The organism is Pseudoflavonifractor sp. 524-17 (assembly GCF_009935845.1).
GTDB lineage: Bacteria > Bacillota > Clostridia > Oscillospirales > Oscillospiraceae > Pseudoflavonifractor_A.
This window is the reverse complement of the sequence record NZ_QWEK01000057.1, coordinates 1-21,360: the sequence shown is the minus strand read 5'-3', so window position 1 is coordinate 21,360 and position 21,360 is coordinate 1. Positions and strand designations below refer to the sequence as shown.

General features: G+C 59.9%; 28 protein-coding genes. 24 read left to right on the top strand and 4 right to left on the bottom strand.

Annotated features, from left to right (window positions below; genetic code table 11):
• Positions 1-161 precede the first annotated feature (161 nt).
• The 14 genes from D1159_RS16190 (at position 162) to D1159_RS16125 (ending at position 11,709) form a co-directional block, all read left to right on the top strand.
• Positions 162-602, top strand: a complete 441-nt coding sequence (locus tag D1159_RS16190; protein ID WP_243152343.1) for a hypothetical protein — start codon at positions 162-164, stop codon at positions 600-602.
• The gene (locus tag D1159_RS16185; RefSeq protein WP_161846660.1) at positions 592-2,547 is read left to right on the top strand and encodes a terminase gpA endonuclease subunit; all 1,956 of its coding nucleotides are present in this window, start codon (positions 592-594) and stop codon (positions 2,545-2,547) included. Before D1159_RS16190 ends, D1159_RS16185 begins: the two co-directional genes overlap by 11 nt.
• A gap of 9 nt (positions 2,548-2,556) precedes the next feature.
• Complete coding sequence (locus D1159_RS16180) at positions 2,557-2,814, top strand: hypothetical protein (protein ID WP_161846659.1); 258 nt, start codon at positions 2,557-2,559, stop codon at positions 2,812-2,814.
• A 208-nt stretch (positions 2,815-3,022) separates the two neighbouring features.
• A complete protein-coding gene (locus tag D1159_RS16175; RefSeq protein WP_161846661.1) occupies positions 3,023-4,546 on the top strand; it encodes a phage portal protein in 1,524 nt (507 codons plus the stop codon).
• Positions 4,539-5,897, top strand: a complete 1,359-nt coding sequence (locus D1159_RS16170; RefSeq protein WP_161846658.1) for a Clp protease ClpP — start codon at positions 4,539-4,541, stop codon at positions 5,895-5,897. The genes D1159_RS16175 and D1159_RS16170 overlap by 8 nt, the downstream gene beginning before the upstream one ends.
• 2 nt (positions 5,898-5,899) lie before the next feature.
• Complete coding sequence (locus D1159_RS16165) at positions 5,900-6,265, top strand: head decoration protein (RefSeq protein WP_161846657.1); 366 nt, start codon at positions 5,900-5,902, stop codon at positions 6,263-6,265.
• Between the two features lie 13 nt (positions 6,266-6,278).
• Complete coding sequence (locus tag D1159_RS16160; protein ID WP_161846656.1) at positions 6,279-7,358, top strand: major capsid protein; 1,080 nt, start codon at positions 6,279-6,281, stop codon at positions 7,356-7,358.
• Between the two features lie 22 nt (positions 7,359-7,380).
• Positions 7,381-7,890 carry a hypothetical protein gene (locus D1159_RS16155; RefSeq protein WP_161846655.1) on the top strand — a complete coding sequence of 170 codons (510 nt, stop codon included), beginning with the start codon at positions 7,381-7,383 and terminating at the stop codon, positions 7,888-7,890.
• On the top strand, positions 7,887-8,252 hold the full coding sequence (locus tag D1159_RS16150; protein WP_161846654.1) for a hypothetical protein: 366 nt from the start codon (positions 7,887-7,889) through the stop codon (positions 8,250-8,252). The genes D1159_RS16155 and D1159_RS16150 overlap by 4 nt, the downstream gene beginning before the upstream one ends.
• On the top strand, positions 8,249-8,860 hold the full coding sequence (locus tag D1159_RS16145; RefSeq protein WP_161846653.1) for a hypothetical protein: 612 nt from the start codon (positions 8,249-8,251) through the stop codon (positions 8,858-8,860). The genes D1159_RS16150 and D1159_RS16145 overlap by 4 nt, the downstream gene beginning before the upstream one ends.
• 6 nt (positions 8,861-8,866) lie before the next feature.
• On the top strand, positions 8,867-9,391 hold the full coding sequence (locus D1159_RS16140; protein WP_161846652.1) for a hypothetical protein: 525 nt from the start codon (positions 8,867-8,869) through the stop codon (positions 9,389-9,391).
• Complete coding sequence (locus D1159_RS16135; RefSeq protein WP_161846651.1) at positions 9,351-9,674, top strand: hypothetical protein; 324 nt, start codon at positions 9,351-9,353, stop codon at positions 9,672-9,674. The genes D1159_RS16140 and D1159_RS16135 overlap by 41 nt, the downstream gene beginning before the upstream one ends.
• A gap of 12 nt (positions 9,675-9,686) precedes the next feature.
• Positions 9,687-11,141 (top strand): phage tail protein, encoded by a 1,455-nt coding sequence (locus D1159_RS16130; RefSeq protein WP_161846650.1) that lies wholly within the window; start codon positions 9,687-9,689, stop codon positions 11,139-11,141.
• A gap of 46 nt (positions 11,142-11,187) precedes the next feature.
• A complete protein-coding gene (locus D1159_RS16125; protein ID WP_161846649.1) occupies positions 11,188-11,709 on the top strand; it encodes a phage major tail tube protein in 522 nt (173 codons plus the stop codon).
• Positions 11,710-11,750: 41 nt separating this feature from the next.
• On the opposite strand, the gene D1159_RS16120 is transcribed toward D1159_RS16125, so the two are convergent.
• Entirely contained in the window at positions 11,751-12,185 is a 435-nt protein-coding gene (locus D1159_RS16120) for a type II toxin-antitoxin system HicB family antitoxin (protein WP_161846648.1), read from the bottom strand.
• A gap of 47 nt (positions 12,186-12,232) precedes the next feature.
• Entirely contained in the window at positions 12,233-12,421 is a 189-nt protein-coding gene (locus D1159_RS16115; RefSeq protein WP_161846647.1) for a type II toxin-antitoxin system HicA family toxin, read from the bottom strand.
• Positions 12,422-12,517: 96 nt separating this feature from the next.
• Here D1159_RS16115 and D1159_RS16110 point away from each other — a divergent pair, with 96 nt between their 5' ends.
• From D1159_RS16110 to D1159_RS16095, 4 genes are all read left to right on the top strand, one after another.
• Positions 12,518-12,937 carry a hypothetical protein gene (locus tag D1159_RS16110; RefSeq protein ID WP_161846646.1) on the top strand — a complete coding sequence of 140 codons (420 nt, stop codon included), beginning with the start codon at positions 12,518-12,520 and terminating at the stop codon, positions 12,935-12,937.
• 156 nt (positions 12,938-13,093) lie between these two features.
• Entirely contained in the window at positions 13,094-16,096 is a 3,003-nt protein-coding gene (locus D1159_RS16105; RefSeq protein ID WP_161846645.1) for a phage tail tape measure protein, read from the top strand.
• The gene (locus D1159_RS16100) at positions 16,026-16,625 is read left to right on the top strand and encodes a hypothetical protein (RefSeq protein ID WP_161846644.1); all 600 of its coding nucleotides are present in this window, start codon (positions 16,026-16,028) and stop codon (positions 16,623-16,625) included. Before D1159_RS16105 ends, D1159_RS16100 begins: the two co-directional genes overlap by 71 nt.
• The gene (locus D1159_RS16095) at positions 16,622-16,834 is read left to right on the top strand and encodes a tail protein X (protein WP_161846643.1); all 213 of its coding nucleotides are present in this window, start codon (positions 16,622-16,624) and stop codon (positions 16,832-16,834) included. Before D1159_RS16100 ends, D1159_RS16095 begins: the two co-directional genes overlap by 4 nt.
• Before the next feature lie 43 nt (positions 16,835-16,877).
• Here the strand turns inward: D1159_RS16095 and D1159_RS16090 are convergent, their stop codons facing one another.
• Both D1159_RS16090 and D1159_RS16085 read right to left on the bottom strand, forming a co-directional pair.
• Positions 16,878-17,264: a type II toxin-antitoxin system HicB family antitoxin gene (locus D1159_RS16090; protein ID WP_161846642.1), complete on the bottom strand. Its 387-nt coding sequence runs from the start codon at positions 17,262-17,264 to the stop codon at positions 16,878-16,880.
• Between the two features lie 51 nt (positions 17,265-17,315).
• Positions 17,316-17,525, bottom strand: a complete 210-nt coding sequence (locus tag D1159_RS16085; protein ID WP_161846641.1) for a type II toxin-antitoxin system HicA family toxin — start codon at positions 17,523-17,525, stop codon at positions 17,316-17,318.
• Positions 17,526-17,621: 96 nt separating this feature from the next.
• Here D1159_RS16085 and D1159_RS16080 point away from each other — a divergent pair, with 96 nt between their 5' ends.
• From D1159_RS16080 to D1159_RS16055, 6 genes are all read left to right on the top strand, one after another.
• Entirely contained in the window at positions 17,622-18,932 is a 1,311-nt protein-coding gene (locus tag D1159_RS16080) for an SH3 domain-containing protein (RefSeq protein ID WP_161846640.1), read from the top strand.
• Entirely contained in the window at positions 18,932-19,159 is a 228-nt protein-coding gene (locus tag D1159_RS16075; protein ID WP_161846639.1) for a hypothetical protein, read from the top strand. Before D1159_RS16080 ends, D1159_RS16075 begins: the two co-directional genes overlap by 1 nt.
• Positions 19,159-19,572 carry a phage tail protein gene (locus tag D1159_RS16070; RefSeq protein ID WP_161846638.1) on the top strand — a complete coding sequence of 138 codons (414 nt, stop codon included), beginning with the start codon at positions 19,159-19,161 and terminating at the stop codon, positions 19,570-19,572. Before D1159_RS16075 ends, D1159_RS16070 begins: the two co-directional genes overlap by 1 nt.
• Positions 19,569-19,889, top strand: coding sequence for a GPW/gp25 family protein (locus tag D1159_RS16065; RefSeq protein ID WP_161846637.1), 321 nt, complete (start codon positions 19,569-19,571; stop codon positions 19,887-19,889). Before D1159_RS16070 ends, D1159_RS16065 begins: the two co-directional genes overlap by 4 nt.
• On the top strand, positions 19,882-21,105 hold the full coding sequence (locus tag D1159_RS16060; RefSeq protein ID WP_161846636.1) for a baseplate J/gp47 family protein: 1,224 nt from the start codon (positions 19,882-19,884) through the stop codon (positions 21,103-21,105). Before D1159_RS16065 ends, D1159_RS16060 begins: the two co-directional genes overlap by 8 nt.
• Positions 21,098-21,360: phage tail protein (locus D1159_RS16055; RefSeq protein ID WP_243152342.1), on the top strand; the 263-nt coding region annotated here is incomplete at its 3' end. The genes D1159_RS16060 and D1159_RS16055, both read left to right, overlap by 8 nt.

The window sequence follows — 21,360 nt, the reverse complement described above, 5'->3', positions numbered from 1 at the left end:
TTTTTCTCACCCTGCTCTATTTTACCTCGTTTATATGAAAAAGTCTGCCGAAGGGCAGACTTTTTCGACAGGCTGAGGTCAGCTCATCTGAGCTGGCCTGCGTCTTGGGCATAACTGGGCGAAGTATCCGGCAGTTAGTCGAGGACGGACAGCTGGAAAAAATGGATGGGCGTTTCATCCTCTCTGATTCTGTCCAGCGATATGTGGCGTTCAAGGCCAAGAGGGACAAGGATGATGAGGAGCAGCGGCTGGACAAAGCGCGGCGCACTGCCGAGGTGACGCTTCGGGCTTCTAAGGCCCAGATTGCCAAAATGGAGGCTGACGAGCTGCGGGGGAAGATGCACCGCAGCGAGGATGTGGCCGCCATGACCGAGGATCTGATTTACACCATCCGCGGTTCGCTCATGGCCCTGCCTGGGCGGTTGGCCGTGGACGTGGCTGCGACAGCAACGCCCGCCGAAGCTGCTGAAATCATCCGCAAGGAAGTCCACGCCCTCATGCGGGAGCTGGCCAACTATCAGTATGACCCCGAGAAGTATGAGGAACGGGTCAGGGAGCGGAGGAAGTGGGAGGCTGGCGGCGGTGATGTAGATGACGAGTAGACCTGCCGCCCGGCGTCTGAACGGTGCAATCGCAAAGGCCCTGGCCGGAATGAAGCCCCCGGATGATTTGACCGTAACCCAGTGGGCCGAGCGGAACCGGCGGCTATCCTCCGAGGCCAGCGCTGAGCCGGGCCCCTGGCGCACCAGGCGGACACCGTACCTCCGGGAGCCTATGGACGCATTCACTGATCCGAAGGTGCGGCGCATCGTCATGGTGGCCGCGTCCCAAGTGGGCAAGTCGGAGCTGGAGCTGAACATCATCGGCTACATCATCGACGAGGATCCCGGCTCTATCCTGTTTATCCATCCCACTACCATTGATGCCAAAGAATTTTCCAAGCTCCGCATCGCCCCGGAAATTCGGGATTGCCCCACGCTGCGCCGGAAAGTGGCCGCACCTAAGAGCCGGGACAGCGGGAACACGCTGCTGCAAAAAACCTACCCAGGCGGTATTCTGACCATGTGCGGCTCCACCGAGGCCCATGCCCTGGCATCGAAGCCTATCCGGTATGTCCTGGGCGACGAGCGGGACCGTTGGGCCACGTCCGCCGGTAACGAGGGCGACCCCTGGGGGCTGGCAATGGCCCGTCAGACCACGTTCTATAACGCCAAGGCGGTGGAGGTCAGCACCCCCACCGTCAAGAACGCCAGCGCGATTGCGGACAGCTATGCCGAGGGGACCATGGAACGCTGGAAGTCCAAGTGTCCCCATTGCGGAGAATACCACGAAATCCAGTGGAAGGACATCCGGTATGAGTACGAAACCAAGGAGGTCAACAAGAAAAAGACCTACAAGGTAAATTCGATCATGTACATCTGCCCTGGGTGTGCGGCGGTATCCGATGAAGTCACCATGAAGCGCCAGCCCGCCCGGTGGGAGGCAGACAACCCGGACGCCTATGCCCAGGGCGTCCGCTCTTTCTGGCTGAGCGCCTTTGTCAGCCAGTGGGCCAGCTGGGAATCTATCATTCTGAAATTCCTGAGTGCTGTCGGAAATTCCCGGAAGCTCCAGGTGGTCTACAACACCTGCTTTGGCGAGTTGTGGGAGGACCGGGGCGACTTGGAGGACGAGAACAGCTTGATGGCTCGCCGTGATGTTGAGGCCTACGGTCTGGAAGATGGCGGAACGCCCGTTGAGCTGCCTGACGGGGTGCTGGTACTTACCGCCGGCGTGGACACCCAGGATGACCGAATGGAATATGAGGTCATCGGCCATGGACACTTCGAGGAAACCTGGGGTATTGAAAAGGGTATTATCATGGGGCGACCTGATGATGATGCGACCTGGACCCAGCTGGATGAGTTGGTGTTTGACCGGGTATTTCGATTCAGGGACGGCATCGGCCTCCGCCAGTCCATGTCTTTTGTAGACGTGGGTGGCCACTTCACTCAAGATGTGCGCTTACAATGTCGGAAGCGTGTGGGGAAAAAAGTGTTCTGCATCAAGGGTATGCCAGGGCCGGATAAGCCATACACAGCCCCGCCAAAGCAGATGAAAATTGTCATCAACAAGATTGCGGTGGGTACCTGCTGGCAATACCAGATAGGCGTCGATTCCGGCAAGCAGATCATCATGGATAATCTGAGTGTTAAAACCCCCGGCTCAAAATATTGCCATTTCCCCAGGCGTGACGATTATGGCTCCGGCTACTTTGCCGGTCTGTTGTCCGAGCGTCTGGAGTATGACGCAGCGAAGAAACAGCCATGGGTATGGAAGAAGATTCCCGGTCATGAGCGGAACGAAGCCCTGGACTGCCGCAACTACGCTATGGCGGCGTTTAAGGCCCTTCCTGCCAACCTTGATTTGATAGACAGGCGATTAAAGGCGGCCCGCGGTGAAACCCCGCCAGAGGGCGTTGCAACGCCGCAAGCGGCCCCCGCTGCGCCCCGCTCCAAGACGAAAAAAGCACGATCCGGGCGGGGTAAAAACTATGACGATTGGTAAGGTGAGAGTATGGCCAATAAGGTTGAATTGCGGGCGCGCCTGGACTTCTGGCAGGAGGCACTTAAAAAACTGCGCAAGGCATATCTTGCGTTGGTGGACGGCGGCGTCAAATCGTATATGATTGACGACCGCCAGCTGACCCGCTTTGATCTCCCTGCGCTTCAGAAGCAAATTGAGGAAGCAGAGGCCAAGGTGGACGAGCTGGAAAATCTCTTGAATGGCCAGCATCCCCGTCGGGCTTTTGGTGTTCTTCCAAGGGATTGGTAACTGGGTAATCGCCCGTAAGGGCTTTACCGTGGGTGGCCCGGCTGGGGTTTGTTAGCTCCTTTCGCCAGCTGGGCCACCCTCTTTTATTGCAACATAGGAGGTGGACGCTATCTACTACAAAGCAAAATCTGGCCTGCTGCTCCCAGACAGCGTGCGCCCACAGGCCAAAGGATATAGCGAAGCTGGGGCCAGTTTAACCCGACGCGCCATGAAGGGCTTTAAGGCTCGGAGCGGAAGCCCCAATGAGGACATCAGCTGGAACAATGCCACTCTACGGCAACGGGGCCGTATGCTTTATATGTCCACACCGCTGGCCACTTCCGCTGTGAATACTAACCGCACGAAAGTTGTTGGCGTGGGGCTGACGCTGAAAAGCGCTATCAACCGGGATGTGCTGGGTCTCTCTCCGGAGGCCGCCAAGGAGTGGCAGAAGCGAACGGAGGCAGAGTTCCGCCTGTGGGCTGACCGCAAGCAGAACTGTGACGCAATCGGCATCAACAACTTTGACGCGCTCCAACAGCTGGCACTTGTGTCGTGGCTGATGTCAGGGGATGTGTTCGCAGTGATTAAGCGGTACCCGGCCACCCCCGTCAGGCCGTACTCGCTGCGCATCCATCTGGTGGAAGCTGACCGGGTGAGCACCCCATACCGCCTGGGCGGTGGCCGGGGGTGGCGTGGTATTACCGACGGAGAGAATGAGAAAAACGGCAACAAAATCTATGACGGTGTTGAGGTGGACAAAAACGGCATGGTTGTGGCCTACCACGTCAGCAACAACTATCCCTGGCAACTCACTTGGGATCCCATTGAGTGGACGCGAGTGGAGGCCTACGGCCCCCGGACGGGGCTTCCCAACATCCTCCACATCATGAACAGCGAGCGGTGCGACCAGTATCGAGGCGTCACCTATCTGGCCCAGGTCATCGAGCCGCTGCTGCAGCTGCGCCGCTACACCGAATCCGAGCTGATGGCGGCACTCGTTCAAAGCTTCTTCACTGCCTGGATCGTCACAAAGACAGACCCAAACGAGATCCCCACAAACGAGGTCGGCGCGGGGAGCATTGTGGGTGTCCCCGGGGCAAATCCTGGAGAGGACAACATCTCCGATGACAGGAACGAGTACGAAATGGGGCCGGGTACTGTGGCGCACCTGGAGGAAGGGGAGGATATCAAATTTGGCTCCCCCAATATCCCCACGGCGGGCTTCGATACCTTTGTCAAGACGTTCTGTAAGCTGATTGGCGCGGGCCTGGGAATCCCCTATGATGTGCTGATCAAAGAATACAATTCCTCCTATTCGTCCGCGCGGGCCGCGCTGCTGGACGCATGGGAGGATTTTCGTATGCGTCGGAAGTGGTTTGTGGACGATTTCTGCCAGCCTACCTATGAGGTCTGGCTGGCTGAAGCTGTGGCCCTAGGACGCGTCAATGCGCCGGGCTTTTTTGCCGACCCTCTGATCCGGGCCGCATGGTGCGGAGCGCGGTGGATCGGTCCCGTCCAGGGCAGCCTTGACCCGTTGAAAGAGGCAAAGGCAGCGGTGCTGCAAATCCAGCACGCACTCAAGACCCATGAGCAGGTCACCCGTGAGACGGGCGGCGGCGATTGGGACGAGAACGTGGAGCAGCTGACAGCGGAGAATGAGAAATTGGCCGCCGCTGGCGGCGGGGGTATCCGCATGGAGGTTGACCCCAACGAAAAAGACGACGACGAAGGAGGCGGCGAAAATGCCTAACCCAATCAAAATGCCATTTGGCCGCAGCGGGGCCGCGTCCCGCGTGGTGAGTATCAACCGGGGGCCTTACGTCATGGAAATGGCGGACGGCGAGAACGCGGAGCTGACCATGTACGGGGAGATCGTGGAGAGCCAGCCGGTGGACTGGTGGACGGGAGAACCCATTGAGGGGAGCTATATCATTCAGTCCGAGTTCTTGGAGGATTTGAAATCTCTGGCCGGAGCCAAGACCCTGACTATCCGCATGAACAGTGTCGGCGGCGACGCGGGCGTGTCTATCCTGATTCACAACCGGCTCCGGGAGCTGGCTGCCCAGGGTACGGCGTTGACCTGTATTGTGGATGGTGTGGCGATGTCCGGCGGTTCCCTTATCATGAGCGGCTGTGACACGGTGTTAGTCAATCCCGCCAGCATCGTCATGGTTCACAAGTGCTGGGTTTCCCTGTGGGGCGGTTATAACGCAGACGAATTGAAGGAGCTGGCGGCGAAGAACGAGGCCTGGGACAAGGCCCAGGTGTCCATCTACAAGCGCAAGTGTGGCCTGTCCGACCTGGTGATCTCCAACATGATGGCCAAGACCACCTACATGACCGGGGCCGAGGCGGTGGAAAAGGGCTTCGCAGATAAACTCCTGGAGGATGCCGCCCCCTTGGACATTGCCGCCAGCGCCGACGGGCGCAGTTTGTTTGTGCGCGGCCGTCAGTTCCATCTTACTCCGGGGATGTTCGCCCCGGACACGATCCCCACGGTCACACCCGAGGCGGCAGCCCCGGTTGAGGTAAATAATACAAAGCCGGCGCAGACCGGCGGACAGAATGGAGGAAACATTATGGCAAAAACCCTTGAGGAGCTGCGGAAGGAAGATCCCGCTCTGGCCGAGCAGCTGATGGCCGAGGCCCGGGCCGCTGTGTCCGCGTCTGGCGCGGCCGGTGCCCCCGCAGCTTCCGCCACTCCTGTGGCTCCCACTGCTCCCCTTGCTACCCCCATGCCCCAGGCTTTTGGGAATATCGACCCCGCCGAGGCCGAGCGGCAGCGGCTTCAGGACATCGACGCCCTGGCTGGTGTGTTCGATGTGGAAACCATCAATGCGGCCAAGTACGGGGAACACCGCTGCACCGCCCAGGAGATGGTCTACGCGGCTGCGCAGAAAGCGTCCCAGCAAGGTGGGAAGTTCCTGGCCGCTCTGATGGCCGATACCAGCGGATCTGGCGCTCAGGACGTGGGTGCGGCCAATGGTGTGGGCAGCGACGGCACTGGTGGTACCAGCGATCTAGACAACCCCCAGGCGGTAGTGGCCCAGGCGCAGGCGGACGCCAAGGCGTTCAACGAGCGGAAGAAGGAGGTACGGTAAGAATGAAAGAGCTGGTAAAAAAAGTGGGTGAACGCGGTCAGGACAATCTGATCGCGGGGCTGTTTCCCCGTGCGTTGACTGTTCCGGTCAGCATTGCCGCCGGTGCTGGCGAGCTAGCACGTGGTACGGTCCTGTCCCGCAAGGAGGACGGCACCTGTGAGGTCATGGCGACTGGCGGCACTCCCGCCTATGTCCTGGCTGACCCCGTTGACGCCTCCGGCACGGAGGCGGTGGCGGCTGTCGCCTACCGCAGTGGGAACTTCAATCTCGATGCGGTGACCGTTGCGGAGGGCTATACCCTGACTGCGGCGGAGAAGGACACCCTGCGCAAGTACGACATCATCTTCACCCGGGTTCTGCCGGAGTAAGGAGGACATCGAAATGAATATCTACGACACCCTGTATATGCTGGCGGCGATTGCGATTTTGACTCCCGAGCCTACTTTCTTCAAGCGCCGCTATTTCCCCACCGATCTGGCGCTGGACGTGTTCGGCACATCCAAGGTCCTGGCCGACTACAAGGAGGGCAACCGCAAGGCCGCTCCCTTTGTGCTGCCGCGTGTTGACGCACTCCCCGTTGGGCGTGGCGGGTTCAGCACCTTTGAGCTGGAACCCGGCAATATCGCTATTTCCAAACTTCTGACTATCGATCAGCTGCACCAGCGCGGCTTCGGCGAGAGCATTCTGAGCAATGTAACTCCCGAACAGCGGGCGCGGCAGCTGCTCATGGGTGACCTGAGCGACCTGTCCGCCCGGATTTCCCGCCGGGAGGAATGGCTGGCGTGTGAAACTATGCTGAAAAACGGCTGCATCATGCGTCACCAGACCAGTGACCCGAACATCTACGAGGACATTTCGGCCAAGTTCTACGACGGCACCAACAACCCGGCCAAGTTTACTCCCGCTGCCGCGTGGACCCACGGCAAGGATGAACACGCCCCCGGCAACTGGTACTGGGACGTGATTCAGATGGTCAAGATGCTCACTCATCGGGGCCGGGCTGCCACCGATCTGGTAGTGTCCAACGACGTGGGCAACTTCTTGATGGATGACCCCTGGATTCAGTACATGATGGATAACCGCCGGGCGGACTACGGCGCTATCAATCCCCAAGAGTTGACACCCTATGTCACCAGCTTGGGCAGGTTCAACTTCGGCGGCCGCAAGCTAGAGATTTTCGTCAACGACGGCACCTTCCAGGACGAGACCGGAGCGGAGACCCCCTTCCTGGCCAGTGGCAGCGCCATTGTGACCGCCCCCGACTGTGGCAAGGGCCTGTACGGCGCGGTCACCCAGAAGGAGATGGACAATCAGTGGCACACCCACGCTGGGACCCGCGTCCCCAACTACCTGTCCACTGTCAAGCCTCCCGTGGATGAAACAACGGTCTCCTGCCGGCCGCTGTTTGTGCCTAAGACTCTCAATCCCTGGACGTCGGCGGAAAATGTTTTTGCGGCCTAACCGGGAGAGAAGGGAGTAAGGCATGATTAGAATTATCTGCGGTACCTGCGGAACGTCCAAGGGTTACAAGACCATGGCTGACGGGAATCTCACGCTTCCCGCCGCTGAGGAGAGGCGCCTCGTCGCCCGCGGCGTGGCGGACTATGTAACCAGACCTATTATTGGCCCTGATACTGGCGTTGCAACAGCTAGAGAGGATGAGAACAGCGGTAGTGTGGGTGTGACCCCGCCTGGGGACATCGCCACCTCTACAGGACAGGAAACAAGTGCGGGTGAGGACACGGTTGCGCTTCTGGAGGATGAGGTAAAGACTGACGGCATCGTAGAAATCGTCAATAATCACTTTACCGTTGAGAGCCTGATGGAGCTGACCCGCGCCGATATGGAGGAACTGGCGGCCGGTATGGGTGTGGACGTCAGTAAGTGCCGTAACAAAGGTGAGATTGCCTCGCTGCTGTCTGCGGCAGAGGTGGAGACTGGTGGCGATAACACATCCCCGCCCGAGCTGAGTGCGGAGGGAGCGGTGGTATGAGTTTCAAGGACATGGCTGCAGCTGACCTCCATAACGTCTTTTTGAACCTGGGGGAGTTTGCCGAGAAGCGTACTGTGGAATATGACGGGGAACGCTATGAGGATATCCCTATCGTCCTCTCCGGCCTCAAGGAAAAAGACCGGCGGCAGCTAATGAGCGATCACGTTCAAGGGCTTTTCCTGGTGTCCTCGGTGCTGCACTGCGCTTTGGAGGACCTGGGCGGCAATCAGCCGGAAAAGGGCGCCCGCATCAAAATCAATGACCAGGAAGGCGGCGGGGGATTTTTCCGGGTGTTCTACGTTGCCTCTTCCGTCTGCGAGCTGGGAATGCTGCGGGTGGAACTGGAGGCGATTGACGAATGAGCGACATTGTCAGTTCCAACAGCAGCCATGCCGTTTATGGCGGCATAATCGTTGATGTGGTTGAGGAAAGCCTTGACAAAGTGACGCGGCTCCTGGCCGGTATCAACGGCGGCGTCTACAAGGCTGTAGGGAGCGCACTCACCCGCGCGGCGGCGGCCGGCAAGACTGCTGCAAAACAGCCGGTCACGAAGGAGTACGCCATCAGCCAAAGCGAGTTCCTGGCCCGCACCAGGAACATCAACCATTTTGTCCGGGAATCCAGCGGCAGCATCTCCGTGGTGTTCGGCTTTCGGGGCAACGTGATCCCGCTGACAAAGTTTAACACCCGCATCAATGGCAGCGGTCAGGTGGTCACCCAGGTCAAACGGTCTGGTTCGGCGGCAACGCTGGACCGGGCCTTTTCTGCGCAGATGGGCGGACATCGTGGGATTTACGAGCGCATTGGTGTAAAGCGTTTCCCCGTAGAGGAGCTATATGGTCCGGCTACTCCGCAGATGATGTATTCCAATGAGGAGGTAACGGACGAGATTGAGCGCAAGGTGGCTGACACCTATGAGAAGCGTATCGACCATGAGATCCTGCGCCTGCTCAATGGCTGGGGGAGGTAGCAGACCATGACTAAAATTGTTCTGCTGGAGCAGTTAAAAGCATTTACCGCAGGTGTTATTGGAGACCTGATTCTCCCGGTAGCCCAACAGAGGGGGGATTCTGAGCCGCCCCCGCCCAGAGCAGCTGAAGTTTTTCTCACCCGCTTGCCGGACAGCAAGGCAGCAACAAAAAAGGCCCCTTATGTCCTGCACCAGATCGTCACCGGAAAGGATACCCAGGTTCCCGGCGAAGCTGGAACTGCCGTTGCCACGGTGCGCACAATTATCTGTGTCTATCACCCGGATGAGCAGCAGGGCGGCCTTGCACTTTTAAACCTGATGGAGCGGCTTCGCATCTCCATATTGGAGGAGGGTATCATCGGGAAACAGTTCCTATTTGACCGGACGATAGGATTAGAGAGTCTCGTCTATCCAGAAGATACCGCACCCTATTACGCAGGGGAAATGATTTCCGTATGGAAACTCCCCATCATCGAAAGGAAGGTACCCTATGGCCAAGAGCACAACTGGAACGGCGCCGGCCTGCGCTGAAGCGGCCAGCCCCGCACCCAAGTCAGAGAAGAAGCCCGACGGCAGCGCCGCCGGGTTTTATTGTTACATCGGACCCAGCATCACGGGCCTGATCCAACATGGCGGCATCTACCGGGGGACAAGGCAGGAGGCTCTGGCCGCCGCGGCCGCGGCCATTGAGCATAATCCCCTGATCAAGACCCTCATCGTCCCCGGGGAGCAGCTTTCCGAGGCCCGGCTGAAGGTGAAGAAGCCCGGCAACGCCCTGTATCAGAACTACCAGCGCGTAGCCGGAAAAATGTAAGGAGGGACCAATATGGCGTTAAACCTTGGCGTTCACGTCCATGAGAAGGCAACGGCTGTGAGTACCCCGGCGGTGGCCGACGTAAGCATCCCCTTTGTGGTAGGGGCGGCCCCGGCCCACTCCGCCGACGCCCCGGCGAAGGCCAACGTGCCTGTGCTGTGTACCAGCTGGGACGAGGCGGTGGCCCAGCTGGGGTTTTCCTACGACTGGAAAAGGTACCCCCTGTGTGAGTTCATGTACTCCCACTTCCAGCTCTACGGCTGTCAGCCGGTGGTGTTCTGCAATGTGCTGGACTCCACCAAGGCCGGCATGAAGGACAGCGGCGCCGGCGACGGCCAGACGGCCATCCCCGTGGCGGAGCACCAGGCGGCGCTTCCCTTTGCCGCCATCGCCTCCACCATCCAGGTCAGCACAGACGCCAGTTTTTCCACCGTACTGGAGCTGGATGTGGATTACAGCATTCTCTACGACGAGGGCGCGGACGCCTGCCTGGTGGAGCTGCTGAGCTCCGGCGCACACTATGGGGAGGCGCAGCTGTACATTAAGTATGACGCGGTGAAGCCTGACGGCGTAGAGAAGACCGATATTGTGGAGGGTCTGAGCGTAATTGACGCCTGCATGAGCACGGTGGGGCTGGTCCCCGACCTTATCTGCGCCCCCGGCTGGTCCCATGACAGCGTGGTGGCCGCCGTCATGGCCACCAAGGCGGAGGGGGTGAACGGCCTGTTCCCCGCCAAGGCCCTGATCGACGCGGATACCGGCGAAGACGGTGTACGCAAATATGACCAGCTGCTGCTGTGGAAGAACAAAAATAACATCGTGGATGACAGCCAAATCCTTTGCTGGCCGATGCCCAGGCTGGGTGACTACAAATTCCACATGAGCACCCAGCTGGCGGGCCTCATGGCTCAGGTAGACGCCGGAAACGGCGGCGTGCCCTGTGAGTCCCCCAGCAACAAGAACTTCAAGATGGACGGCCTGTGTCTGGAGGACGGCACAGAGGTGAGTCTGACCTTTGAACAGACCAACATCATCGCGGGCTATGGCATTGTGACGGCCCTGAACTTCATGTCAATGGGGTGGACATGCCGGAACAACTACACCGCCTGTTATCCCGGCAGCACTGACGTGAAGGACCAGTTTATCCCGGTATCCAGAATGTTCGGTTTCGTGGCCAGCACTCTGATCCGGACCTTCTGGAGTAAGCTGGACAAGCCTATGAACCTGCGGCTCCTGGACAATATCCAGGACACCTGCAACATCTGGCTCAACGGCCTGGTAAGCCAGGAATACCTGCTGGGGGCCAGGGTGGAGCTGAGGGGCTCGGAAAACCCGGTGACCAGCCTGCTGGCTGGTATCATTTCGTTCCATATCTACTTAACGCCGCCCGTTCCCGCACAGGAAATCCACTTCACGCTGGAGTTTGATGTGGACTATCTCACCAGCGCCCTCAACCTGGCCGCGTAACAATCCGGCCGGGCGGGGGCAAACCAGAACCTGAAGGAGGCAGACAATGAGCAATAAACAGCCCGCGGCCTATATCAACTTAGAAATCTACGAGGATGGCGTCAATCTGCTGGGCGTGGCCAAGGTACAGCTCCCGGCCATTGCGTTCCCCTGCGTCAACATTTCCGGCGCCGGGATGATGGGAGAGATGGAGGTGCCGCTGTACGGCATGGTGTCCAACATGACCACTACCATTACCTGGCTCACCCCCCACGGGGATGCGGTGAAGCTGATGTCCCCCAAGAAGCACCAGCTGGATATGCGTGTGGCCGAGGAATACTGGGACGTGACACAGGCGGAGGTGGGCCTGTGGGCGGATAAATACGTGATGATTGTCCGGCCCAAGACCACCACACCCGGTACCGTGGCCCCTATGGCCTCCGCCGACACCTCGGGCGAGTACGTAGTGTACTACTTCGCCGCCTACCGCAACGGCGAGCAGCTGTGGGAGGTGGACAAGCGCAACATGAAGTGCGTGATCCTGGGCGTGGACTACATGGCGGAGGTGCGCAAGGCGCTGGGGAAATAAGCAAACGAGAGCCGCCCCGAGTGTGGGGCGGCTCTCGCTGACTACTGGACGCCCAGGCGTTCTTTCAGCGCGTCTTGCAGGATTTGAGAGAAGTTGAGATGTTCTCGAAGGGCGGCTTCGTTCAGCCATGCAGGAATCGACAGCGTCTTTTTGACAGATTTCTCAAAATGGCGCTTTGCGTATTCTTCCACATCCACGGTGATAAGGTTGACAAAGGTATCATATGCGAAAGCTTCCTCTCCTTCGTCCCGCAGGTCTGCCAATACAGCGGCTGGGTCAATCTGATCCAGCGGAGAAGGGACGGGAATATCCTCGCCGTCCCGTCGGAGCGTATAGAGGTATCCAGCGAGGCAGTCAACCGCCATCTGCGTCGCGTTTTCCAAGGTAGGGCCGCAGGTGGCTACTCCTAAATCAGGGAAAATCACAGAGTATCCGTTTTCTTCTTTGATAAAACAAGCGGGATATGCAGACAACATAAAAAGTGCCTCCTGTCTTGCGTTAGGATTTCCTGAAACAGGGAGGCTTATTTCAGCCCCGCCTGTTTCAGAATGGAGTTTTCAACAAACTTTGTTAGTTCCTTGCAGTGGAAAGGAATTGTAACTTTTCCTGGTTTTATTGGGTGCTTGTAATGTCTGTGAGAGCCTTCCTGAGATTCAAAATACCAGCCGTCTTTTAAGACGAGTCGTTCCATTTCTCGTGGTTTCTTTGGCATTTCACTTCCCTCCTGGTGAGTCAAGTATAACACATAATACGTATCAAGTCAACACGTATCGGTTTGATACGCAAATTTTTTGAAAGGAAACCTCTTATGAGTACCGAAAAGAGCATGGAAATGATGGATAAAGGAGCTGAAAACGCTGCCGATGAGGCGTTCGGCCAGGAAGAAGCGGCGAAAGCCGGGCAAGACAGTACGGTCTATGTCCACACCTTCAAGCGCCCAATGGTTTATCAGGGGGCCACCATTGAGACGCTGGCCTTTGACTGGGGGGCGCTCACCGGGGCGGACCATCTGGCTATCGAGAACGAGCTTCTGATGCGGGGGAAGACGCTGGTCACCCCGGAGTTTACCGGGGAGTTCCTGTGTGGAATGGCGATTCGGGCCTGCACAGAACGGAGCCCGGAGGGGTTCCGCGTCCTGAACATAGACGCGATGAGAGCCATGCCCATGCGCGACTTTCAGACCATCTGCAAGAAGGCCCGGGCTTTTTTGCTGCGTGCGGGGTCATAACCGGTGGGGACGGGCTGTGGCTCCGGAAGCAGTATCTGATTCTGGCCCGGAATAACCATACAGACATTTCTTATTGGGAATCCCAGCCGCTGGCGGCGCTGCGGCCGTGGATCAGGGCCAATAACGCTGTCGTCGAGGACGGGAAGGGGGGCGGCAATGGCCAGTAGAAAAGAATACGAGATGCTATTTGCCCTCAACGCCCGGATGAACGGTGGGTTCTCCGGCACCTTCTCCAAGGCCCAGACGGAGTTCTCCCGGCTGGGAAAAGAAATCCAGGGGTTACATAGAATCCAGGGCGATATCGCCTCCTATCAGAAACAGGAAAAGGCGATTGACGCCACCCGGGCCAAACTGGAAAGCCTGCAAAAGCAGCATGACCTGCTCCAGAAGGAGATCAACGAGACCAGCGGCTCCACCGCCGGCCTGGAGCGGGAAAAGATCAAGCTGGAACAGCGCATCAAGGACACGGAAACAGCGCTGGAGCGGCAGAATCAAAAGCTGGAGCATACCGGCGCGAAGCTGAAAGAGGCGGGCGTCGATACAAAAAACCTGGCCCAGAAAGATACAGAGCTGACCGCCAGAATCAAGGAGCTGGAAGCGGAGCAGGACAAGGCGGCGGACAGCGCCGGGCGGTTTGGGGCGCAGACCGCCAAGGCCTTTGACGCAATCGCCCAGTCCGCCATTACCTCAGAAATCGTCAATGGCCTTACGGCGATTCGGGACGCCTTTGTGGAGTGTGTCGGCATTGCCGGCAGCTTTGAGGAGACCATGAGCACCGTGGAGGCTCTGTCCGGGGCCAGCGCACAGGAAATGGCCGCGCTGGCGGAGGAGGCCAAGGAGCTGGGGGCATCCACCAAGTTTACGGCCAAGGAAGCCGGCGACGCCATGGGCTACATGGCCATGGCCGGGTGGGACGCGGCCGATATGCTCCAGGGCATGGACGGCGTGTTGCAGCTGGCCGCGGCCTCCGGGGAAGACCTGGCCATGGTGTCCGACATCGTGACGGACAGCCTCAGCGCCTTCGGACTCACAGCGAAAGACACGGCTCACTTCTCCGATGTGCTGGCAGCTGCGGCCACCAACTCCAACACCAACGTGGCAATCATGGGCGAGACGTTCAAGATGAGCGCATCGGTGGCGGGGGCGCTGGGGTACAGTATTGAGGATGTGGCGGTAGCCATGGGCCTCATGGCCAACAGCGGCGTCAAAGGCAGCATCGCCGGTACCGCCCTGCGGAACACGTTTAACGGCTTGCTGGAGGGCGTCACCCTCACCGGCGCGGCCTTTGGCGAGTATGAGTACTGCGCGGTCCGGGCCGACGGCACCATGAAGGACTTCGGCGCCACCATTGACGAGCTGCGGGGCTACTTTGAGCAGATGACTGAGGCGGAACGGGTGGCCAACGCCCAGGCCATCGCCGGGCAGCGGGGCTATAACGGCCTGCTGGCGGTCCTCAACGCCACGGATGAGGACTATGCCTCCCTCACCAACAGCATCAACAACTGCGCTGGGGCGGCCCAGCGTATGGCGAAGATCAAGCTGGACAACATGAACGGCCAGCTGACCCTGATGAAGTCCGCCTGGGACGCGCTGAAGACTACCATCGGGGAGCAGTTTATCCCGGAAATGCGGGGGCTTTACGAGATTGGGACGGATATTTTCTCCGGTATCAATGCGTTTGTAAAAGCGAATCCGGGCCTTGTAAAGGGAATTGCCGCCGGCGCTGCCGTGATTGGCACCGTAACCGCCGCCCTGATGGCCTATGCCGCGGGAGCCAAGCTGGCGGCTGCGGCCTCCGCGCTGCTGTCCGCGGCGATCCCGGGCGTCAATGTGATTATGGGCGTGACCGCCGCGGTGGCGGGGATTACGGCGGGCGTCGTCGCCCTCACCACCGCCGCCGATAACGGCGTCCCCTCGGTGCGGGAGCTGACCCAGGCCGCCCGGGAGATGGAGGAGACCATGGAAGCCTCCCGGTCCGGCTATGAGGACACGGCGGATTCCGTTCTGGCGGCCTGCAATATGGCGGACCGGTATATTGATAAATTGGACGTGCTGCGGGACAGCGCCGGCATGACGGTGGAGCAGCAGCGGGAGTACCAGAACACCCTGGCGCTGCTGCTGCAGGTGATGCCGGAGTTATCAGGGTGCATCAGCCAGACCACGGACGAGTACGGACGGACCACCTACACCCTGAACACCACCACCGACGCCCTGCGGGCCAATACCCAGGCGTGGCGGGACAACGCCATGGCCCAGGCCTATCAGACCCAGCTGACCCAGCTGTATGAGAGTTATTCCGGCGTGCTGCTGGAGGCGGAGAAAAACAGCATCGGCCTGACCCGGGCGGAGGATGATCTGAACGCGGCTACCAAGCGGCACGGCGAGACGGTGGCCCGGATGGACGAGCTGTGGGCCGAGGCCGAGCGTGAGGCCAGAGCCTATAGCGACGCCAACGGCGTCGCCGCGAGCGCCACAAGCTTTCTGACCCAGGAGTATTATGACCTGGAGGCGGCTCTTGTTGGGATTGAGCGCGAGATGTGCGCGGCGGAAGAGCGCGCAAAACATTACCGCGCCGCCCTGGAGGACGACGCCGAGGCCATTGCGGAGGCGGAGACGGAGATCGGCCTGGCGGAAGCCGCGGTGGCCGGTCTGACCGGAGCCACCAAGGAGCAGACCGAGGCGGAAGCGGCGGCCGCGGCCCAGTCCCAGGAGCTGCGGGGGGTGATCTCCGGCGTCGCGGAGGAAGTCCAGGCCCTTGCCCTGGCCTACAACGAGGCCCTGGGCTCCATATCCGGACAGTACGCCCTCTGGGATAAGGCGGCAGACGTGGTTGCAACCAGCGCCGGGACCATCAACAACGCCCTGGAGAGCCAGATTACCTACTGGCAGGACTACAACGCCAACCTGCAATCCCTGACCGGCCGCGCCGCTGAGATTGACGGTCTGAGCGAGGTAATCGCCAGCTTTGCCGACGGCAGCCAGGAGAGTGTAAACGCCATTGCCGGAATGGCCAGCGCCAGCGACGACGACCTGCGTGGTGGCCAACTGGCAGGCGCTCCAAAAGGAGCAGGAGGCCGCCGCGGGAAGTGTGGCGGATCTGAAGACAGACTTTACCGCCACAATGGACGAGCTCCAGATAGAGCTGGTTCAGGACATTGAGAATATGGACCTGAGCGCCGAGGCCATCGCCCAGGGCCGGGCCACCATCCAGGGCTATATCGACGGGGCCTGGGATATGCTTCCCGCGGTGCGGGGGGCGTATGCCGGCCTGGGCCGGGAGGCCATAAACGCCATGGGCTCCCCGTCCTACAGCGGCGGTGTGCCGACCGCCAGACGAATCACAGGCCGGGGCTACGCCAGCGGCACCAGGAACGCGGAGCCCGGCTGGGCGATGGTGGGCGAAGAGGGCCCGGAGGTACTGTTTTTCAACGGCGGAGAGGTGGTGCTGAACGCCCGGCAGACCTCCGCCCTGCTGGCAAAGCCGGAGCCCGCGGTCTCCGCCCTGCCGGCGGCGGGCGCAGGCGGTTCCGCCGCCCGCCCATCCGTTGAAATATCCATCCATATTGAGGGGAACGCCACAAAAGAAACCGCGGAGGAGATCGGCGCCAGGGCCAGTGAAATTGCCGATTTGGTGATAGACCGGCTGGAGAATGAGCGCATTGACGCCATGAGGAGTGCATACCGATGAAAACCTATACCACAGTACAGGGGGATATGTGGGACAGCATCGCCCATGCCCAGCTGGGAGATACGGCCCACACCGACAAGCTAATGAACGCCAACCTGCGGTATCGGGAGATTTACATCTTCCCGGCGGGGATCGTTCTGAACCTGCCGGAGCCAGAAGCGCGTGCTGGCAGTCCTCTGCCGCCCTGGAAGGGGGCGGCGATGGGGTGATCTTTCCGCAAAAAAGACGCCCCGGACATTCCGGGGCGTCCTGTCAGGAGAGCTGCCGGACAAGGGCGTCTTGCAGCACTTTGGAGCAGTTAATCCCCCGCTGCTCCGCCATAGCGGCCATCCAGGCGGGGAGCGATACATTTTTCCGCACCGCGCGGGTGTCAGTCTTTGCTCGATAAGCGATGGTATCCACACGGATCAGTGTGAGGATATCCGCCGTGTCGTGTGGGATGTCTTTCTGTGCGGCGGCTGTTGGAATGGGGAGCCCCTGATCCTCCCAGACCACCAGACAGCCGTTCAACGCGTCTGTAATCTGCTCAATCGCGTCTTCGACATCCCTGCCCGTGGTGACGCAGCCGGGAATATCGGGAACACGGACATAGCATTTCTTTTCTCCTGGAGTGATGACTGCGGTATAGGTATAACGCATAAACCAGTACCTCCTTGGCTCGATTTAATTTGATTTGGGGGCGCGGAAGGGTTATTTGCCCTTCCGCTTTCCCATCTTCTTTTTGTCGATTTTCGCTTCTTTCAGAATGTATCTCATGTCATCCTCATCGAAGTCGTGACGCTTGACTGGAATGGTGAGCCTGGTTTCCGGATTGAAAAAGATATCGTGGCTGCCGCCGTGTCTCATAAATAGGAAGCCGTTGTCCTCAAGTATGTGGATTGTCTCCTTTCGCGGATTCATACTGTTCCCTCCTGACAATCTTATTATACATATTAATACACAATATGTCAAGAAGAGAATACACAAATTTACGCAAAAGATGGGGGTGGAGCGCGTATGAGCAAATCTGGGTGGGCGAGGCGGACGAAGGTGGAGATCGCCTTTGACGGGGTGGACATCACAGAATCCATCCAGCCCTATCTGCGGTCCCTGACCTACACGGACAACGAGGCGGATCAGGCGGACGACCTTCAGATCCAGCTTCAGGACCGGGAGGGGATCTGGCTGTCCCAGTGGCTGGAGGAGCTGATTGCCGCCTCTGACACCCCGGCCTCAGAGGCCGGGGGAAAGCGGTACCGGGTGACGCCCTCCGTGGGGCTGAATGTCCGCGCGGGCCGGGGGACTGGCGAAAAGAAGCTGGGCGCCCTAGCCTGCGGGACGGTGGTGGAGGTCTCCGGCATCCAGGGCGGCTGGGCGGCCATTGCGTACGGCGGAAAGACCGCCTATGTCAGCGCCCAATATCTCAAGGAAGCGGAGGGCAGCAAGGCGGCGCCGTCCGCCTCGGACTCCGGCGGCGGGATGAAGATCCAGGCGGTGATTGTCCGGGAGAACTGGGAGGGGGACGGCGGGGATCAGGTCCTGCCCTGCGGACAGTTTGAGCTGGATGCCGTTGACGCCTCCGGCCCGCCGGCGGTGGTCACCATCAAGGGCACGTCTCTCCCCTTCAGCGCGCCGGTGCGGCAGACGGCAAAGTCCAGGGCCTGGGAATCTTATACCCTGTCTGGCATTGCCAACGAGATTGCCAAGACCAACGGCATGGTCTGTATGTATGAATCGGCGGCGGACCCCTTTTATTCCCGCCTGGAACAGCTGAAAACCAGCGACATTGACTTCCTCTCCGCCCTGTGCCGGGACGCCGGTATCTCCCTCAAGGTGACCAACCATATTTTGGTCCTGTTCGACCAGGGAGCCTATGAGGCCAAGCCGCCGGTGTGGGCGGTGAAATACGGGGACGGCTCCTATCTGAAATACAAGCTCAGCTCCGGCACAGCGGATACCCAGTACCAGTCCTGCCGGGTGAGTTATGTGGATCCGGCCACCGGCAGGTACATTTCCGGCATGGCGAAGATAGAGGACTACAACGAGAAATCAAAGAACAACCAGCAGCTGGAGGTGACGGCCAAGGTGCGCTCTGCCGCCGAGGCGAAGAGGCTGGCGGAAAAACGGCTGCGGCTGCACAACAAGTACGCCAAAACCGCGGTGTTTACCCTGCCGGGAAATCCCAGTCTCGCAGCGGGGGTGACGGTGGCGCTGGAGGGCTTTGGCGGTTGGGACGGCAAGTACATTGTCAGCCAGGCCAAGCATACGGTGGGCGGTTCCGGCTACACGACACAGATAAAGCTGCGCAGGACATTGGAGGGCTATTGATGGACAGTGGAAAGATAGTGGAAAATCTGGTGCGTATCGGCACTGTGACTGATGTGGACAAGAAGAGGCGGCGGGCGCGGGTGAAGTTTCAGGATACCGGCATCTCCTCCGGCTGGCTGCCGGTTCTGGCGGCCCCCTCCCCCTGGCTGCCTGAGATCAACGCCACCGTCCTCACCCTCTACCTGCCTGTCTTCAACGGGGACGGCTTTGTGCTGGGGGTGATCTGATGGGGAAGATTGGCTGTCTGGGGGACATTGTGTTTCAGGTGTCGGACCAGGTGGTAGAGACCCTGGACAATATGGTGTGGTCCGGCTCCGCCCGGTATTCCGTCCACCAGCGGCACCTGACCCACGCCCTCACGGAGTTTACCGGCGTGGACCCGGACAAGATTACCTTCGATATTACCCTGTCCGCCTATTTGGGGGTGGACCCGATTGGGGAGGCCGTCAAAATCTGGAGCTGTGAGCGCAATGGCCTGCCGGTCCCCCTGACCATTGGAGAGAAAGCCTATGGCAAGTACCGCTGGAACATCACCAAGCATGAGATGAAGATGAAGTATTTCGACCGGGAGGGCAATGTGACCCACGCGGTGGTCTCGGTCAGCCTACAGGAGTACTTGAGGGGGAGTATCAGACGATGAGCTACAAAGTTTCCGCCACAGACCTGAAGGCCATTCAGTTTAATGAAAAGAACGAGTTAAACGCGGTTCTCCAGAACATTGCGGTGATCCTCTCCACGCCTATGGGTACCGTGCCCCTCAACCGGGACTTTGGGGTGGACTGGTCCTTTCTGGACAAGCCGGCCCCCGTGGCCAAGGCGCTGATGGTTGCCCCGGTGCGGGAGGCCATAGAGCGGTGGGAACCCCGGGCCGCCGTTTTGGGGGTTTCCTTTTCCGAGGACCTGGCCCGACCGGGGGTATTGATCCCAATTGTGGAGGTGGATATCAGTCTTGCGTAACGCAGAATATCAATTTGTCCCCACGGACACATCAACGGTTGAGGCCCTGCTGGTGGCGCTTTACGAGCAGCTCACCAAGACTTCCATTTCCCCCGCCAGTCCGGAACGGCAGCTCATCCAGTGGGCGGCAAACGTCATTGTCCAGGAGCGGGTGCTGAGCAACTACGCGGCCAACCAGAACATTCCCAGCCGGGCCGAGGGGGAGAATCTGGACGCGCTGGCGGAGCTGTTCCTGGCCCGCGCCCGCCCGGCGGCAAAGGCAGCGGTGTGCCAAATGCGCTTCACCATCTCTGAGGCCCAGGCCACCGCCATTCTGATCCCCGCCGGCACCCGCGTCACCGGCGCAGGCGGCGCCCTCACCTGGGAGACGGTGGAGGACGTCTATGTGCCGATTGGGGAGACCAGCGCGGAGGTCCAGGCCCGGTGCCAGACCGCCGGGACCGCTGGCAACGGCTATGCCGCCGGCCAGATTAACACGCTGGTGGACCTCTATGACTACTATTCGGAGTGCGCCAACATCACGCAATCGGACGGGGGCGCGGATGCGGCCACCGATGACGAGTTCTATGAGCTGCTGCACTCCAGCATGGACGCCTACAGCTGCGCCGGGGCCCGGGGGAGCTATGAGTATTTTGCCAAGCAGGTCAGCACGGAAATTGCCGACGTTGTGGCAAACTCCCCTACTCCCGGCGTGGTCAAGCTGTATGTGCTGATGGACGGCGGGGAGCTGGCCGGCGAGGAGATAAAAAAGGCGGTGCTGGCCGCGTGCAGCGCCGATGATGTGCGGCCTCTGACTGACCAGGTGTTTGTAGAGGACGCGGAGCTTGTCGGCTACGATGTGTCATTTACTTATTACACCCAGTCAGGGAGCGGTAAGAGCGCCGCGGATATCCAGGCCGCCGTGGAGGCGGCGGTGGAACGGTACAACGCCTGGCAGTGCGCCAAGCTGGGCCGGGACATCAACCCCTCTCATTTGATTGGGCTGCTCATGCAGACTGGGATCAAGCGGGTGGAGCTGAGAGCCCCGGCCTTCACCGTCCTCCGGGACGGCGGCGGCACAAAAGGGGCCCCCGCCGGAGAGAAGGAAGAAGGAACGGGGCAGAGCGGAGCTTTGGCCGAAAGCCGAAGCGAAGCGGGCGGAGTTGCTTCTGACGTGCCGCAGGTGGCGAGGGCCGGAACGGTCACGATTACAAACGGGGGCTATGAGGATGAATAGTCATGGTCTGACCCAAGAAAATCTTGTTGCAACGTTGCCGGCCGCCCTGCGAAAGGACCCGTCTGCTGTGGCGCTGGCGCAGGCCATTGCCGAACTGCTGGCCCGGCGGAAGGAGGAAATTGACCGGCTGCTCATCTATCCGGCCATTGACCGGCTGGACGAACCGCTGCTGGACATCCTGGCCCGCGACTTCAAGGTGGACTGGTGGGACGCGGATTATAGCGTGGAGGAAAAACGCCGGACCCTGAAAGACAG

Coding starts and splice junctions, on each gene's coding strand:
- D1159_RS16125 (WP_161846649.1), top strand. CDS start 11,188: ATGAGCAATAAACAGCCCGCGGCCTATATCAACTTAGAAATCTACGAG.
- D1159_RS16185 (WP_161846660.1), top strand. CDS start 592: ATGACGAGTAGACCTGCCGCCCGGCGTCTGAACGGTGCAATCGCAAAG.
- D1159_RS16080 (WP_161846640.1), top strand. CDS start 17,622: ATGAGCAAATCTGGGTGGGCGAGGCGGACGAAGGTGGAGATCGCCTTT.
- D1159_RS16175 (WP_161846661.1), top strand. CDS start 3,023: ATGAAGGGCTTTAAGGCTCGGAGCGGAAGCCCCAATGAGGACATCAGC.
- D1159_RS16110 (WP_161846646.1), top strand. CDS start 12,518: ATGAGTACCGAAAAGAGCATGGAAATGATGGATAAAGGAGCTGAAAAC.
- D1159_RS16120 (WP_161846648.1), bottom strand. CDS start 12,185: ATGTTGTCTGCATATCCCGCTTGTTTTATCAAAGAAGAAAACGGATAC.
- D1159_RS16070 (WP_161846638.1), top strand. CDS start 19,159: ATGGGGAAGATTGGCTGTCTGGGGGACATTGTGTTTCAGGTGTCGGAC.
- D1159_RS16165 (WP_161846657.1), top strand. CDS start 5,900: ATGAAAGAGCTGGTAAAAAAAGTGGGTGAACGCGGTCAGGACAATCTG.
- D1159_RS16135 (WP_161846651.1), top strand. CDS start 9,351: ATGGCCAAGAGCACAACTGGAACGGCGCCGGCCTGCGCTGAAGCGGCC.
- D1159_RS16105 (WP_161846645.1), top strand. CDS start 13,094: ATGGCCAGTAGAAAAGAATACGAGATGCTATTTGCCCTCAACGCCCGG.
- D1159_RS16130 (WP_161846650.1), top strand. CDS start 9,687: ATGGCGTTAAACCTTGGCGTTCACGTCCATGAGAAGGCAACGGCTGTG.
- D1159_RS16065 (WP_161846637.1), top strand. CDS start 19,569: ATGAGCTACAAAGTTTCCGCCACAGACCTGAAGGCCATTCAGTTTAAT.
- D1159_RS16095 (WP_161846643.1), top strand. CDS start 16,622: ATGAAAACCTATACCACAGTACAGGGGGATATGTGGGACAGCATCGCC.
- D1159_RS16090 (WP_161846642.1), bottom strand. CDS start 17,264: ATGCGTTATACCTATACCGCAGTCATCACTCCAGGAGAAAAGAAATGC.
- D1159_RS16170 (WP_161846658.1), top strand. CDS start 4,539: ATGCCTAACCCAATCAAAATGCCATTTGGCCGCAGCGGGGCCGCGTCC.
- D1159_RS16180 (WP_161846659.1), top strand. CDS start 2,557: ATGGCCAATAAGGTTGAATTGCGGGCGCGCCTGGACTTCTGGCAGGAG.
- D1159_RS16160 (WP_161846656.1), top strand. CDS start 6,279: ATGAATATCTACGACACCCTGTATATGCTGGCGGCGATTGCGATTTTG.
- D1159_RS16075 (WP_161846639.1), top strand. CDS start 18,932: ATGGACAGTGGAAAGATAGTGGAAAATCTGGTGCGTATCGGCACTGTG.
- D1159_RS16140 (WP_161846652.1), top strand. CDS start 8,867: ATGACTAAAATTGTTCTGCTGGAGCAGTTAAAAGCATTTACCGCAGGT.
- D1159_RS16145 (WP_161846653.1), top strand. CDS start 8,249: ATGAGCGACATTGTCAGTTCCAACAGCAGCCATGCCGTTTATGGCGGC.
- D1159_RS16155 (WP_161846655.1), top strand. CDS start 7,381: ATGATTAGAATTATCTGCGGTACCTGCGGAACGTCCAAGGGTTACAAG.
- D1159_RS16115 (WP_161846647.1), bottom strand. CDS start 12,421: ATGCCAAAGAAACCACGAGAAATGGAACGACTCGTCTTAAAAGACGGC.
- D1159_RS16190 (WP_243152343.1), top strand. CDS start 162: ATGGATGGGCGTTTCATCCTCTCTGATTCTGTCCAGCGATATGTGGCG.
- D1159_RS16085 (WP_161846641.1), bottom strand. CDS start 17,525: ATGAATCCGCGAAAGGAGACAATCCACATACTTGAGGACAACGGCTTC.
- D1159_RS16150 (WP_161846654.1), top strand. CDS start 7,887: ATGAGTTTCAAGGACATGGCTGCAGCTGACCTCCATAACGTCTTTTTG.